Here is a 12,726-nt window from a genome sequence, read left to right as displayed (position 1 = left end):
TTACCCCTTTGCTGCTGTCGTGATCTCCGCTAGCGCAACCACGCCGAGCGTTTCCTGGACCCAGTGATCATCATAAATAGTTTGTAGATAAGCATTGCCGCCGTCGTGAAGCACTACAGCTGCCGTGGCATCTCCCGTCAGCTCGCCGTCGAGTTGCTGCAGGGCAGCGATCACCGCGCCTCCCGACGCCCCCGGCAGGATCGCCGTGCTGCGTGCCAAGCGCCGCGCCGCGCTTATCGACGCCCGATCTGCAACGCGCATGACCCTATCCGGTCGCACGCTCCGCGATAACTCCGGCACCACGCCAGCACCAAACCCAGGCAGCTGGCGATTACCTCTCGTGCCATCAAAGAGCACGGAACCTTCGGCATCCACTGCAATCACCTGGGTCGGCAGCTGATTTTCCCTAATGTAGCGGAGACAGCCGCCGATAGTGCCGGTGGTACTGACTGCCACCAATAGATAATCCGGTGCCTGGCCTAGTTGCTGGTGAATTTCCTGCATCGTGCCATCGCAGTGCGCCTGAAACGCGGCCGGATTGGAGTATTGGTCCAGGTTGATTGCTGCGGGATTGTCTGCCAGCAGCTCAGCAACCTTCTTTCTGCGGGCGACAAGCCAATCTCCGGTCTCCGGGTCCGGCTCAGTGAGGGCATGCACAGTTGCTCCCATCGCCTTCATATAGGCAATGGTCGCAGCGTTTGCGCGGGGATCCACGACGCAGTGGAAGTCCCAACGTCCTAAGGTAGCCTCTCGAGACAACGCGAGTCCGAGATTGCCGGAACTGGATTCCACGACCATCGTCCCGGGAGCGATATTCGCTGCGGCCACCATGGCATGGGCGGTGCGATCTTTAGCGCTTCCGCCCGGGTTGAACTGCTCGAGCTTCGCCCATGCCCTGAGGTGTTGCAATTCGAGCCCAGCTAATGACACCAGTGGGGTGCCGCCGAGAGCATCAGCAATGGATGAGAGCACTTCTGGAGCTTTCGTATTCATGTTGCTCCAGTGTAAAAAGCAAAATCAATGACAAGTGTGCAAAATTGCGAATGAGACTAAGTTGAGATGAATAATTTACAGTCGACCAGGCTTTTTGCTACGCCACGCACCCAAGAAACAGTGCGGCAAGCACCCACGCCAAGTAGTGCCACGACTCCGCGCCGAAGTAAGTGTTATCCGAGTCGAAGCCAGCAGCGGTAGCAACTGCCACCATGGCAAAGAACACTATTCCGGTGATCCACATGCTTAGACGCTTCATGGGATGTGCAGGTCGAGCGCGCAGCCTAGGCGATGGGCTCCGATGCCCTGCTTTCGGGGAGTGGCATGAAAGAGCAACGCCCTTGCAGCTAATCGAAAAAATACCCGCCTACTAGTGCACGGTGACCTAGCAGGCGGGTAAAACTTCCAGTGAAGCTACCTAAAATCCCTTTAAGCAGTGAGACCAGGTAACTCGACTTTGTTAAACGTCCAGGAAGCGAACGTCCTTTGCATTTCGAGTAATGAAGGAACGACGAGCGGCAACGTCGTCACCCATGAGGATGGAGAACAACTCGTCAGCGCGCTGGGCGTCTTCCAAGTCCACGCGACGCAGGATACGAACAGATGGGTCCATGGTGGTTTCCCAAAGCTCGCTGGCGTTCATTTCGCCCAGGCCCTTGTATCGCTGGATGCCATCATCGGTGTTGATCTTGCGGCCAGCCGCGAGGCCTTCCTTGAGCTGATCATCGCGCTCCGCATCGGAGTAAGCGAAGCCTGGGTCGCCCTTGCCTTGCCACTTCAGCTTGTACAGCGGTGGCTGTGCCAGGTAGACGTGACCTTGGTTGATCAGCTCCGGCATGAAGCGGAACAGCAGGGTGAGCAGCAGCGTCGCGATGTGCTGGCCGTCCACGTCGGCGTCGGCCATAAGCACAATCTTGTGGTAACGCAGCTTGTTGATGTCAAACTCATCGTTGATGCCGGTGCCCAAGGCGGTGATGATCGCCTGAACTTCATTGTTCTTCAGCACCTTGTCCAAGCGCGCCTTCTCCACATTCAGGATCTTGCCGCGCAGCGGAAGGATCGCCTGGTACATGGAGTCGCGGCCGGACTTAGCGGAGCCACCTGCGGAGTCACCCTCCACGATGTAAAGCTCGGATTTGATTGGATCCTTGGAGCGGCAATCGGCCAGCTTACCCGGCAAACCACCGAGGTCAGTAGCGGACTTGCGACGAATCAGATCACGAGCCTTGCGCGCTGCCTGACGAGCCTGCGAGGAAGACACAGCCTTCGAAATGATGATCTTCGCCTCAGCCGGGTTCGCATCGAACCAGTCAGCGAGGTGCTCGTTGGTTGCCTTTTGGACGAAGGAACGGATCTCCGTATTACCGAGCTTGGTTTTTGTCTGACCCTCGAACTGTGGATCACCAACACGCACGGAAACGACGGCGGCAAGACCTTCACGGCAATCCTCACCCGTGAGATTCGGCTCCTTTTCCTTGAGCAACTTGTGTTCACGCGCATACTTATTCATCAAAGAGGTCAGCGCAGCGCGGAAACCTTCTTCGTGCGTGCCACCCTCATGAGTGTTGATGGTGTTGGCAAAGGTGTGGACTGATTCGGAGTATCCCGAGTTCCACTGCATTGCCACTTCAATCTCGTGGCCTTCGCCCTTGGCCTCATAAGTGACGATGGTTGGATGGACTACGTTCTTCGTCTTATTGATCGAGTTGACGTAATCCTTGAGGCCGTCCGGGTAGTGGAAGACCTTCTTCTTTTCTTTAGGCTTGCTCTTCTTCGCTGGCGCTTCGTCGGCTTTACTATCGACGTCGTCAAGCGAAATAGCCTCGGCGGTTTCGCCTTCCTCAGCTAGGGCTTCGAGCTCAAGTTCTTCTTCGGTGACGCGCTTGTCCGTGAGGGTAATGGTCAAACCCTTGTTCAGGAATGCCATTTCCTGCAGGCGCTTAGCAATGATGTCCCACTTGAAATCGGTGGTCTCAAAGATCTCAGCGTCCGGCCAAAAACGAATTGCGGTGCCGGTACCGCGAGCGTTGCCACCCTCTTCAAGTTCTTCCGGCACGGCCATGTTGAAGCGCTGATACCAGTGCTTGCCATCACGCTTAATATCAGCTTCAACACGAGTAGATAGCGCGTTGACCACGGAAATACCCACACCGTGGAGACCACCGGAGACGGCATAAGAATCCGAGTCGAACTTGCCGCCGGCGTGCAACTGGGTCATAACGACCTGCACGGTAGGAGCACCGGAGGGGTGCATTTCTACGGGGATGCCACGACCATCGTCGATGACCTCGACGCCACCGTCTTCGAGCAAGGTGACGTCGACGCGGGAGGCGTAGCCGGCCATCGCCTCATCAACCGAGTTGTCCACGACTTCCCAGACCAGGTGGTGGAGGCCACGCTCACCGGTAGAACCGATGTACATGCCAGGACGCTTACGGACAGCTTCGAGACCCTCAAGGATGGTGATCGATGAGGCATCATATTCATGTTGCGCAGCCACGGGTAGCTAGCACTCCTTGCTCTAATTGCTGATAGACCCCTCTATCTTACACTGTGTGCTCCCCTACATGACTTAGGCAGGAAGCTCGGAGAAGGGAAAATAGAGCGGTTTCTCACAAATCGATTACCGCATAGACCAAAAAGACGCCCTGCCGGATATGGCAGGGCGTGATGAAAACTCACTAGGACTTCTTCTGATCCTTGCGACGGCGTAGTTAAGTTCCTATTTCATAGATGATTTGAGCCCTTTGTCTCCTCACCAACACCGAGGTACCGCGACTATCTCGGAACACAACTGGAGTTCTTTAACAAGAAGTTGTGAAGTTCAGCGCTTTTGAACAAGTTCGCTCTTCAGAGTTTGTACTTCTTGTTCCAACTCTCGTCTACGGACAGTCTGCCGACGTGCAATTTCTACCAAAACAATGATGAGAACTGCGTCTGCAATCCATGCAAGCCAAAGGGTTGACATAGATACAGCTCCTTATCAAATACAGGTTAGATCGATTCAGACGAACATCGGGTGAGGCGGTTCGCCCCGATTGCTCATGACATTTCCCAGCTAGCTTCTTCGGCGAACCGAGTAAATGTAAGCAATAGGTCCCACTAGCGGAAGAAGGAAAATTACAAGCAACACAAGTACTGCTGACCAGCTCTTTGGTTCCTGACGAAAGTAGTGGACCATCGCCACAACCAAGAGAATAAGCGCAGCTACTGACAAAGCTAGATAGAAGTAGTCAACAGGCTGGTACTCCAGGAGCGATGGGCCACTAAGCATTTGCATCACCTACGTTTGTATTTCCATTCACACTGTTTACCTCCGCAGTTGGGTCGAAATTATGCACAACTTGGCACTATTGATTGCAGTGGCCGCACACCCAATTTGACGACTCCGTTGCGTGCTGCTCTTTCGATTCGTGTTTCAAGCTAAGCAAAAAGTGAATCAGTGTTGTTTGAGTCTATCTAGGTAGCATGATTATCCATAGGTATCCCTTGGGCCACGTCCCTTCACGTGCAGCGGCCCTTTCCGCCAGCTCGGAGTCTTAGGACCAAATATCTTCAGCTCGGCCACCACATCAGGCCCCACATGTCGGGCAATTTCTTGCAGAATTTGCCGTTGCATCATCCGCAGGTTCGTAGCCCACGCCGTGGAATCACAGGAAATAAACAACTGTTTATCCTTTAGCATTTCCACTCGCGTATGCTCAGCAATCTTTTCACCCACCAACAAATCCCAGTGTGAGTTGACCCAGCCACCAGCAATTTCTTTCTGCCATCCGCGTGCCTGAATTTCCTTACCGAGTATCTGTCCAAAGGATTGAAAGTTGTCGCGACGCCATAGCCGCCGGCCGTCGCGCCCCGTAGGAATACCTGGCTGCCGTGGGGTTTTCGCGCGTGCTTGTCGACGCCCCTGCCCCTGCTTACTCAAATCCGGCAACTTGCCGGTGGTCTTTTTCGCCTGTTGCCGCACTTGCTGAAATGCGGACTGGATGAGGTCATCTGATTCCGTCATTGCGCAAGATCCATTACTGAAATACGGCCGAGTTCATCGTCGTCGATAGCAGTCACCGTGTGGGAATGCACGGTCGCTTGATCTAGGTTTTCGGGCAAATCGGCGTCGACAGCCGCAGTAATCAACACCTGCTCCACCCCGGCTGCAATCTGCACTAGGGTGGTGCGGCGTTTGGCATCCAGCTCCGCGAAAACATCATCAAGGATGAGGATCGGATCAGTGCCGCTGCCTTTGACCAGATAAAACTCTGCAATTCTCAGGGAAAGCGCATAGGACCACGTTTCGCCATGGCTGGCAAAGCCCTTGGCTGGTTCTTCGCCCAGCATGAGCTCCAGGTCGTCGCGATGCGGACCAACCAAAGACATCCCACGCTCGATTTCACGTTGACGCTTCGTCCCAAGTTCCGCCAGCATGGCGGCCTCGAGAACATCTTCCGCTGGTTGTTCCGTCGGGACGGTGGACTTGTAGGTCAACTTTGCTGGCCTGGATTCCGGAGCAATCGTGGCATAAGCTTCGGGCACCTTCAGCTGCAGTTCTTCGACTAACCGTAACCGATGCGCAATGAGCTGCGCGCCCAAATGTGCCAGCTGAGAATCCCACACATCAAGAGTTGCCAGCGCCGCAGCACCCTCGTTGTCTCCATAACCCCGTCTTAAGGCAGAAGAAGCGGTCTTGAGCAGAGCGTTACGTTGCTTAAGCACCCTGTCATAATCCGCCTTGATACCGGCGATGCGCGGCTGGCGCGTAGCCATGATTGCGTCCAAATACTTGCGACGCTCAGCCGGCTCACCCTTCACCAACGCCAAGTCTTCCGGAGCAAACAACACCGTCTTTACCACCCCGAGAACCTCGCGGGGGCTTTTGAGCTTTGTGCGGTTGATCTGCGCCTGGTTCGCCCGGTGCGCATTAATCAGCAGATGCGCGGTGAGTTCCCGTCCTTCATTGATCGCAGTTGCAGAAACCAGAGCATTCTCAGCCCCCGAACGCACCAACGGGGAATCGGCAGCGACACGATGGCTGGAAAGATGCGCAACATAGCCGATGGCCTCGACGATATTGGTCTTTCCATGACCATTTCGACCCACAAAAACAGTCACTCCCGGCTCTAGCTCTAACTCCAGCGTCGGCCAGGAGCGAAAGTCACGCAGCGACAGTTTTGCTAAATACATTTAACCTGGCAGGCGAACCGGCATGAGCAGGTAAGTGAAATCCGTTTCCGGGGTTGGGAATTCACCATTAGCGTCTGCCTCGGGCAGTTCCGCTGGTTCCGGAATCATGATCGCTGGGCGGGAAGGCTGGGTGAAGCCGAAAACTACACGGTTAGTGCGAATTACTCCCAGCCCGTCCTTGAGATAGCCAGGGTTGAAAGCAATGTGCAGTGGCTCGCCTGCGAAAGCACAAGGAAGTACTTCCTCGGCGTGGCCGGAATCATTGCCGCCGGCATCAAGAACAACCTGACCTTCGGAGAAGCTCATCCGGATCTGGGCGTTTCGATCGGCCACGAGGGCGACGCGGCGGATGGCGTCGAGAAGCGGGCTGATCTCTACCGAAGCGATCGAGGTGTGGGTCTTTGGCAACAGCGGACGGAAATTCGGGAAGTCCGCATCCAGCATGCGAGTAGTGGTCTGGCGAGTATCGGCATGGACACCGAACAAGCCGTCGCCACCGATCTGCTCGTCGTTACCAACAGCGATTTCTACCGGATCGTTGAGACTGTTATCCAGGCTGCGAGCGTTTTCCAGGAGCGTCTTGGCTGGAATGAGAAGTTTGGCTTCCACCTGCGGATTGCGAGGAATCCAATTGAAGCTGCGAACAGCAAGACGGAAACGGTCAGTTGCTGCAAGCAGCACATCCTCGCCGTGAATCTCAAGATGCACACCGGTGAGCATTGGCAGCGTTTCGTCGCGACCAGCAGCGGTTGCTACCTGAGTCACTGCTTCAGTAAAGAGTTTGGGATCGATCGCGCCGGTCACCTCAGGCAAAGCCGGGAGTTGCGGATAATCATCGAGTGGAATGCTTGGTAGTTCGAAACGGGAAGCACCACAAGAAACCAGGACCTTCGAGCCGTCAACGGTGACATCTACCGGCTTATTTGGCAGCGTGGCGGTGATGTCTGCGATGAGCTTGCCAGCAACTGCGATCCGACCCGGCTGGGATACTTCGGCAGAAATACGCTGCTTGGTGGAAACTTCGTAGTCAAAGCCCGCAAGCTCTAGGCCCTCATCATCGGCGGTGATCAACATGCCACGGAGCACCGGTTGCGTTGGCTTCGATGGCAAACTACGCGCCACCCATGCCACCGCGTTAGCCAAATCATCCTTGGCTACGCGAAAAGAAACGGACGCCATCTCCATGCTCGCTTTACTCCTTGCAGGTCTTGATCCAATTAATGGAATTACACACAAACGTACCTGTCGGAAGGGAAGTTAGGAACTCGGTTTGGTTTTTGTCATTCCTCGCTTGCGCTGAAGACGACAAGCCTCAAACATGTTATCCCCACGCCTTCTTTCTTCTTTATTTATTACTAGTAAAAAGAAGGTAACTACAGTAAGTCCTGTGCAAACTGTGGATAACTAGCTCTTTCCACAGCATCTGGGGTCAATCTTAGCGTGTGGACATCCGGTGGATGGGATGTGGATATCTCGGCCCTGGTGTGGATGCTTTCTGCCTGCTCAAAGTTGTGCACATGTAGTCCACTTTTGTCTCACAGAATTTCCATTAGTTGTGCACACAGCTTGCGGTGCCGCTTGTGTGTTCAGACTCACCAAATTACAAAAGTGTAATTACACAGCTGTGAATAACTCTGTGGATAAAAAAGGGGCCGAAACCGGCCCCTAGTTGTGTAACTACGTGTTCATCATTCCTATCGCGGAAAACCTGCAGCTCAGGCTCTATTGCGACTCTTAATATTTGAGGTTAGCGCCTGAATCTGATCGTAAGTATCACGCTTTTCGGTGATTTCCTTGTTTATTTTGCGCACTGCGTACATCACCGTGGTGTGGTCCTTGCCACCAAAGTGCTCTCCGATGCGAGGCAAGGAGAGATCGGTGAGTTCGCGACACAAATACATGGCAATCTGTCGGGCGTGCGCCACCGCACGGGTCTTTCCAATGCCCGTCAGAGCGGCAATCGGGATGGAGAAATACTCCGCAGCCTGCTCGATGATGATGTCGGCACTGATCTCAACATCGTTGGCGTCCGGCATGATGTCACGCAGGGCAATCTCAGCAGTTTTGAGGTCGATGGGTTCCTTGATCAGGGAAGAGTAGGCGGTTACTCGGATCAGAGCACCTTCCAGCTCACGGATCGACGTCTCGAATCGAGAGGCGATGAGTTCAAGGACATCATGGTCAACCACAGTCCCCTCCGACTGCGCCTTCTTGGACAGGATCGCCATGCGAGTTTCCAGGTCAGGAGGCTGAATATCGGTAATCAGGCCAGCTTTGAAACGAGTGCGCAGCCGGTCAGTGAGGGTCGTTAGCTCTTTTGGTGGTCGGTCAGAGCTGAGCACAATTTGCTTGTCTGCCTGATGGAGCGCATTGAAGGTGTGGAAGAACTCCTCCTGCGTACCTTCCTTACCCTCCAGGAACTGGATGTCATCGACCATGAGCACATCGAGGTTGCGATAGTTCCGCTTGAATTTCTCTTGGCGGTCATCGCGAACAGAATTGATGTAGTCATTGGTGAATTCTTCGGAGGAAACATACTTCACGCGCAATCCGGGCTGAAGAACCCGGGCGTAATTGCCTATCGCGTGGAGCAGGTGGGTTTTTCCAAGCCCCGAGCCACCCCAAATGAACAGTGGGTTATATGCCTGTGCGAGGGATTCGGAGACGGCGAGCGCCGCCGCCACTGGGAATCTATTCGAACTACCGATAACAAAGTTCTCGAAGGTGTACTTCGGGTTTAATGACATCTCGCGTTTGTCTAGGGACGGCACTTCGCGATGTAGACGCTGTGGTTGTGGTTGCGGTTCTGGTTCCGTCACCACCACTTCTTCCCACTGTTCGCGCTGGTGTGGCGACGACTGGAGTTTGTCCAGCTCAGTACGGGAAGGAACTCGGGTACTTGCGGCTACTACCGGTTGGGGTGCGTGCGCTGCGGTGACGGGAAGCTCGGTTTGTACCGCTTCTTGGGGTTCTACGGAGACGGCGAGCGAAAATGGGCGACCCATCCTGCGCTGCAATACCAGCCGGATTGCGTCTCCGAGGTCGTTTTCGATGACGTCGCGTGCCATGTTGTGTGGCGTGGAAATCACGGCATAGCCAGGGACAAAAGTGATCGGCTTGACCAAAGTGAGGAATCCGCGTTGTTTAGCCGTTAATGGAGGGATTCCGGAGTTGGGCTCCGCCGCCAACCGGGCTAGGTCCGCCACTACTTCCTGCCATGTGGTGAGCAGGTCGTCTGGGGTCTCAGTCACGTATTTTCCTTTGGTCTCTAATAAACGGCCGGGCTCAGCTAGTAGCTACTCGCCGGCCGTCAGGCCACCACAAGCGGTGGCCTTGAGTTTGAACAATCGAATTTAGGCTTGCAATGGAGGTGGATGAAATTTCCACACCGAGAAATTGGCGTTGGCCTGTGGTTCCACAGTTTTCTCCACACCTGTGGATAACTTTTCCCGACGTTGTTATTCACAGGATACGCCAATTCCTGTGGATAACTTTCACCGGGGTGTACAACTCTCTGACCAGCATATACATCGAAAAATTTCGAAAGTCTGAAGTTTCGGTTGAGAGTTATACACAATTTTGTTTACTCACAGACTGTGTGTAAATCGGATATCTCCATCTTTACTCGGCTAGCCCGTCCCCTGTCCACAGGGAGAAAATGGCTAGCCCTCCTCCGGTAGTGCGGTATGTGGATAACCGTGCAAAAACGTGCTCTACCAGCCGGTAAATTACAAAAATGTCATTCAAGGGGTAGGGTGACTACCCCGGCGTGTCGATTTGTTTTGCCCTGTGATCATGCCGTAGGCTGGTTCCTGTCTGTCACATCACTATATTTTGGTGTGCTTTACGCAGGGTTCGCTCCTCGCCTCGGGGTAGTGAGCCAGGCGGCTCGGAAGTGTGCTGACCTGCTTAACGCTTAACGTGTTATGCAATTCGGGCACCCGAGTTCTAACAATCATCCATAAAGGGTGACTTCGGCCGCGGATTTTGCCAGCGCCAACCAGAAGTAGCCATCAGCTATCTCCGGCGGTGCTTGATTTTCGCAGCTAAAGGATCGCCCGATTAAAACTTTAGGAGTGTAACCGTGGCAAAGGGCAAGCGGACGTTCCAGCCGAACAACCGTCGTCGTGCACGTGTTCACGGCTTCCGTACTCGTATGCGTACCCGTTCCGGGCGCGCAATCGTTGCGGCTCGTCGTTCTAAGGGCCGTGCAAAGCTGACCGCGTAGTTTCTGCGCAGGAATCGGCATGCTCCCTCAGCAACTCAAGTTGGACTCCTCGGAGTTCCGACGCGTAGTTCGAGCAGGCCGACGTACGGGTACCAAAACGGTGGTCGTACACCTGACAGTCGCGGATCAGAGTGAGATTGTTCGTTTCGGCGGACCTCACTTCGGTCTCATCGTTTCCAAAGCCGTCGGTAATTCGATCATTAGGCATCGAACCTACCGGCGGCTTCGGCATGTGTGTCAGCAGGTTGTGGGAACAATTCCACAGGGGTGCGACGTTGTCATCAGGGCGCTTCCGCGCGCCGGACAGGCAACCAGCAAGGAGCTGATGGATGATGTGTCCTACGCACTCGCCAAACTCACCCGAGCCTAGCCGACGTTCCCCAGCAAACCGAGCCTTATTTCAGCTGGTGTTGCTGTATCAAAAATACATATCACCCCTTAAGATGGGGTCAACCTGTCGTTTCGAGCCAACATGTAGCGCATATGCGTTGGATGCGTTGCGGGAACATGGCGCTGTGAAGGCGACCTTGTTGACTGCGGTGCGGCTCGCCAAGTGTGGGCCATGGCATCCGGGTGGATTCGATCCCGTCCGCCCACGTAAAACCTAAGGAGTTAAGACTCACAGTGCTCAACTTTGTATATTGGCTGATTTCTTTTGTGCTGTGGTTCTGGCACAAACTCTTTTCCATCCCCTTCGGTGCGGGCTCCGGAATCTCCTGGATTTTGGCCATTGTCTTTTTGACGTTCTCCATTCGTATCCTGCTGCTCAAGCCGATGATCAATCAGATGCGTTCCGGCCGCAAGATGCAGGAATTCCAGCCATTGATGCAGGAAATTCGCGAGAAGTACAAGAACGATCAGCAAAAGATGATGGAAGAGACGCGCAAGCTCCAAAAGGAGATGGGCGTCAATCCGATCGCAGGCTGCCTGCCGATCCTTGTGCAGATGCCAGTGTTCATCGGCCTGTTCCACGTGCTGCGCTCCTTCAACCGCACCGGCACTGGTGCCGGGCAGCTGGGAATGAGCATTGAGGCGAACCGCAATACTGCGAACTACTACTTCAAGCCGGAGGACGTGCAGTCCTTCCTTGATGCCAAGCTTTTTGGTGTTCCACTGTCTTCCTACATTTGGATGCCGTCGGAGCAGTATGCAGCTTTCCCGGGCGCTGACCTGAGCAAGCTAAAGATCGCCGTAGTCGCCGCGCCCCTGATTCTTATCACCGTGCTGGCGACGCACTTTAACGCGCGGTTGTCCTTGGATCGCCAGAAGGCACGCCTCGCCTCCGGCAAACAGCAGGCTCCTTCTAATGAGATGATGGCCTCCCAGATGGCCATGATGAACAAAATGATGCTCTGGTTCATGCCAGCAACCCTGCTGTTCACCGGCGTGTTGTGGCACATCGGACTGCTGTTCTACATGGTGGCTAACAACATCTGGACCTTCTTCCAGACCAAGCTTGTTTATGACAAGATGGATAAAGAAGAAGAAGCTGAGATCGAGGCGAAGAAAGCTGCGAAGCGAGCTACTGCTCCTAAGCCAGGTCAACGCCCTGATAATCCAAAGAAGAAGAAAAAGTAGCTAGTTATCCACAAGGAAAGCCACCCACCAGGGTGGCTTTTTTCGTGTCAGCGTAAAGTGTGTACGGACACGGCCCCCAACTTGAGAGCGATGTTTCACGTGAAACCTATACAGACCGCCGCTGCAGACATTTTCGGAGATCGTCTCCCCCTCGCGGAGGCGTACCACGAGCTGTTGGCAACTGATGGCTCTGTACGTGGCTTCATCGGGCCCCGCGAGGTTCCTCGACTCTGGGAGCGGCATATCCTCAACTGTGCGGTGATCGCGGAAGCGATGGCCGCCGATAAACGGGTGGCGGACATTGGTTCCGGCGCTGGGTTGCCGGGTATCCCATTGGCAATTGCGCGCCCAGATCTGAGCATCACGCTCATCGAGCCGTTGCTCAAGCGCTCGGTGTTTCTTGGTGAAGTCGTCGACAAGCTTGGGCTCGACAATGTTCGAGTCATCCGTGGCCGCGCCGAGGAAAAGACTGTGCGTGCCGACGTCGGCAGTGTAGATATCGTGACATCGCGTGCGGTTGCCCCGCTGGGACGGCTCGCGGGCTGGTCCTTGCCACTGCTAAAGAAGGGCGGCAAGATGATTGCGCTTAAGGGCAGCTCTGTAGCGGAGGAGCTGCAGCGTGATGCCCAGCAGATCAAGAAGGCCGGTGGCGGGCTTGCGGAAATTCGTCTCGTGGGCACCGAGCACCTGTCCGATCCAACGACGCTCATCATCATCCCGCGGATCAAGTAGGATAAGAGAGCCATATT

14 protein-coding genes are annotated in these 12,726 nt (G+C 54.7%); 5 read left to right on the top strand and 9 right to left on the bottom strand.

Features of this window, described 5'->3' with window-relative positions:
• The 9 genes from WG936_RS09655 to dnaA form a co-directional block, all read right to left on the bottom strand.
• Positions 1 to 993 (bottom strand): pyridoxal-phosphate dependent enzyme, encoded by a 993-nt coding sequence (locus tag WG936_RS09655; protein WP_339564774.1) that lies wholly within the window; start codon positions 991 to 993, stop codon positions 1 to 3.
• Between the two features lie 97 nt (positions 994 to 1,090).
• The gene (locus WG936_RS09650) at positions 1,091 to 1,237 is read right to left on the bottom strand and encodes a hypothetical protein (protein WP_339572788.1); all 147 of its coding nucleotides are present in this window, start codon (positions 1,235 to 1,237) and stop codon (positions 1,091 to 1,093) included.
• Positions 1,238 to 1,453: 216 nt separating this feature from the next.
• On the bottom strand, positions 1,454 to 3,493 hold the full coding sequence (gene gyrB, locus WG936_RS09645; RefSeq protein WP_339564776.1) for a DNA topoisomerase (ATP-hydrolyzing) subunit B: 2,040 nt from the start codon (positions 3,491 to 3,493) through the stop codon (positions 1,454 to 1,456).
• 324 nt (positions 3,494 to 3,817) lie between these two features.
• Positions 3,818 to 3,961, bottom strand: a complete 144-nt coding sequence (locus tag WG936_RS09640) for a hypothetical protein (protein ID WP_339564777.1) — start codon at positions 3,959 to 3,961, stop codon at positions 3,818 to 3,820.
• 90 nt (positions 3,962 to 4,051) lie between these two features.
• Complete coding sequence (locus WG936_RS12290; RefSeq protein ID WP_445227954.1) at positions 4,052 to 4,267, bottom strand: PLDc N-terminal domain-containing protein; 216 nt, start codon at positions 4,265 to 4,267, stop codon at positions 4,052 to 4,054.
• A gap of 198 nt (positions 4,268 to 4,465) precedes the next feature.
• Entirely contained in the window at positions 4,466 to 5,002 is a 537-nt protein-coding gene (locus tag WG936_RS09635; protein ID WP_339564778.1) for a DciA family protein, read from the bottom strand.
• Positions 4,999 to 6,171, bottom strand: coding sequence for a DNA replication/repair protein RecF (recF, locus tag WG936_RS09630; protein WP_339564779.1), 1,173 nt, complete (start codon positions 6,169 to 6,171; stop codon positions 4,999 to 5,001). Before recF ends, WG936_RS09635 begins: the two co-directional genes overlap by 4 nt.
• Positions 6,172 to 7,356: a DNA polymerase III subunit beta gene (gene dnaN / locus WG936_RS09625; protein WP_339564780.1), complete on the bottom strand. Its 1,185-nt coding sequence runs from the start codon at positions 7,354 to 7,356 to the stop codon at positions 6,172 to 6,174.
• A 530-nt stretch (positions 7,357 to 7,886) separates the two neighbouring features.
• On the bottom strand, positions 7,887 to 9,239 hold the full coding sequence (gene dnaA, locus WG936_RS09620) for a chromosomal replication initiator protein DnaA (protein WP_445227809.1): 1,353 nt from the start codon (positions 9,237 to 9,239) through the stop codon (positions 7,887 to 7,889).
• A gap of 1,016 nt (positions 9,240 to 10,255) precedes the next feature.
• On the opposite strand from dnaA, the gene rpmH reads away from it, so the two are divergent.
• The 5 genes from rpmH to rsmG all read left to right on the top strand — a co-directional run bounded on the left by rpmH (position 10,256) and on the right by rsmG (position 12,709).
• Positions 10,256 to 10,399 carry a 50S ribosomal protein L34 gene (gene rpmH / locus WG936_RS09615; RefSeq protein ID WP_182385093.1) on the top strand — a complete coding sequence of 48 codons (144 nt, stop codon included), beginning with the start codon at positions 10,256 to 10,258 and terminating at the stop codon, positions 10,397 to 10,399.
• Positions 10,400 to 10,418: 19 nt separating this feature from the next.
• Entirely contained in the window at positions 10,419 to 10,769 is a 351-nt protein-coding gene (gene rnpA, locus WG936_RS09610; RefSeq protein ID WP_339564782.1) for a ribonuclease P protein component, read from the top strand.
• Complete coding sequence (gene yidD, locus WG936_RS09605; protein WP_339564885.1) at positions 10,732 to 11,007, top strand: membrane protein insertion efficiency factor YidD; 276 nt, start codon at positions 10,732 to 10,734, stop codon at positions 11,005 to 11,007. The genes rnpA and yidD overlap by 38 nt, the downstream gene beginning before the upstream one ends.
• A gap of 16 nt (positions 11,008 to 11,023) precedes the next feature.
• A complete protein-coding gene (gene yidC / locus WG936_RS09600) occupies positions 11,024 to 11,977 on the top strand; it encodes a membrane protein insertase YidC (protein WP_339564783.1) in 954 nt (317 codons plus the stop codon).
• 90 nt (positions 11,978 to 12,067) lie between these two features.
• Complete coding sequence (gene rsmG, locus WG936_RS09595) at positions 12,068 to 12,709, top strand: 16S rRNA (guanine(527)-N(7))-methyltransferase RsmG (RefSeq protein WP_339564784.1); 642 nt, start codon at positions 12,068 to 12,070, stop codon at positions 12,707 to 12,709.
• Positions 12,710 to 12,726: the final 17 nt, after the last annotated feature.

Origin of the sequence: Corynebacterium sp. H127 (genome assembly GCF_037482665.1) — a bacterium.
Classification (GTDB): domain Bacteria; phylum Actinomycetota; class Actinomycetes; order Mycobacteriales; family Mycobacteriaceae; genus Corynebacterium.
This window is presented reverse-complemented; position numbering and strand designations above follow the sequence as displayed.

What these genes read in the sequence shown, in the direction of transcription:
- WG936_RS09655 (WP_339564774.1), bottom strand. Translation starts at nt 993, where the DNA reads ATGAATACGAAAGCTCCAGAAGTGCTCTCATCCATTGCTGATGCTCTC.
- WG936_RS09650 (WP_339572788.1), bottom strand. Translation starts at nt 1,237, where the DNA reads ATGTGGATCACCGGAATAGTGTTCTTTGCCATGGTGGCAGTTGCTACC.
- WG936_RS09640 (WP_339564777.1), bottom strand. Translation starts at nt 3,961, where the DNA reads ATGTCAACCCTTTGGCTTGCATGGATTGCAGACGCAGTTCTCATCATT.
- WG936_RS12290 (WP_445227954.1), bottom strand. Translation starts at nt 4,267, where the DNA reads ATGCTTAGTGGCCCATCGCTCCTGGAGTACCAGCCTGTTGACTACTTC.
- WG936_RS09635 (WP_339564778.1), bottom strand. Translation starts at nt 5,002, where the DNA reads ATGACGGAATCAGATGACCTCATCCAGTCCGCATTTCAGCAAGTGCGG.
- recF (WP_339564779.1), bottom strand. Translation starts at nt 6,171, where the DNA reads ATGTATTTAGCAAAACTGTCGCTGCGTGACTTTCGCTCCTGGCCGACG.
- dnaN (WP_339564780.1), bottom strand. Translation starts at nt 7,356, where the DNA reads ATGGAGATGGCGTCCGTTTCTTTTCGCGTAGCCAAGGATGATTTGGCT.
- dnaA (WP_445227809.1), bottom strand. Translation starts at nt 9,239, where the DNA reads ATGGCACGCGACGTCATCGAAAACGACCTCGGAGACGCAATCCGGCTG.
- rnpA (WP_339564782.1), top strand. Translation starts at nt 10,419, where the DNA reads ATGCTCCCTCAGCAACTCAAGTTGGACTCCTCGGAGTTCCGACGCGTA.
- yidD (WP_339564885.1), top strand. Translation starts at nt 10,732, where the DNA reads ATGTGTCCTACGCACTCGCCAAACTCACCCGAGCCTAGCCGACGTTCC.
- rsmG (WP_339564784.1), top strand. Translation starts at nt 12,068, where the DNA reads ATGTTTCACGTGAAACCTATACAGACCGCCGCTGCAGACATTTTCGGA.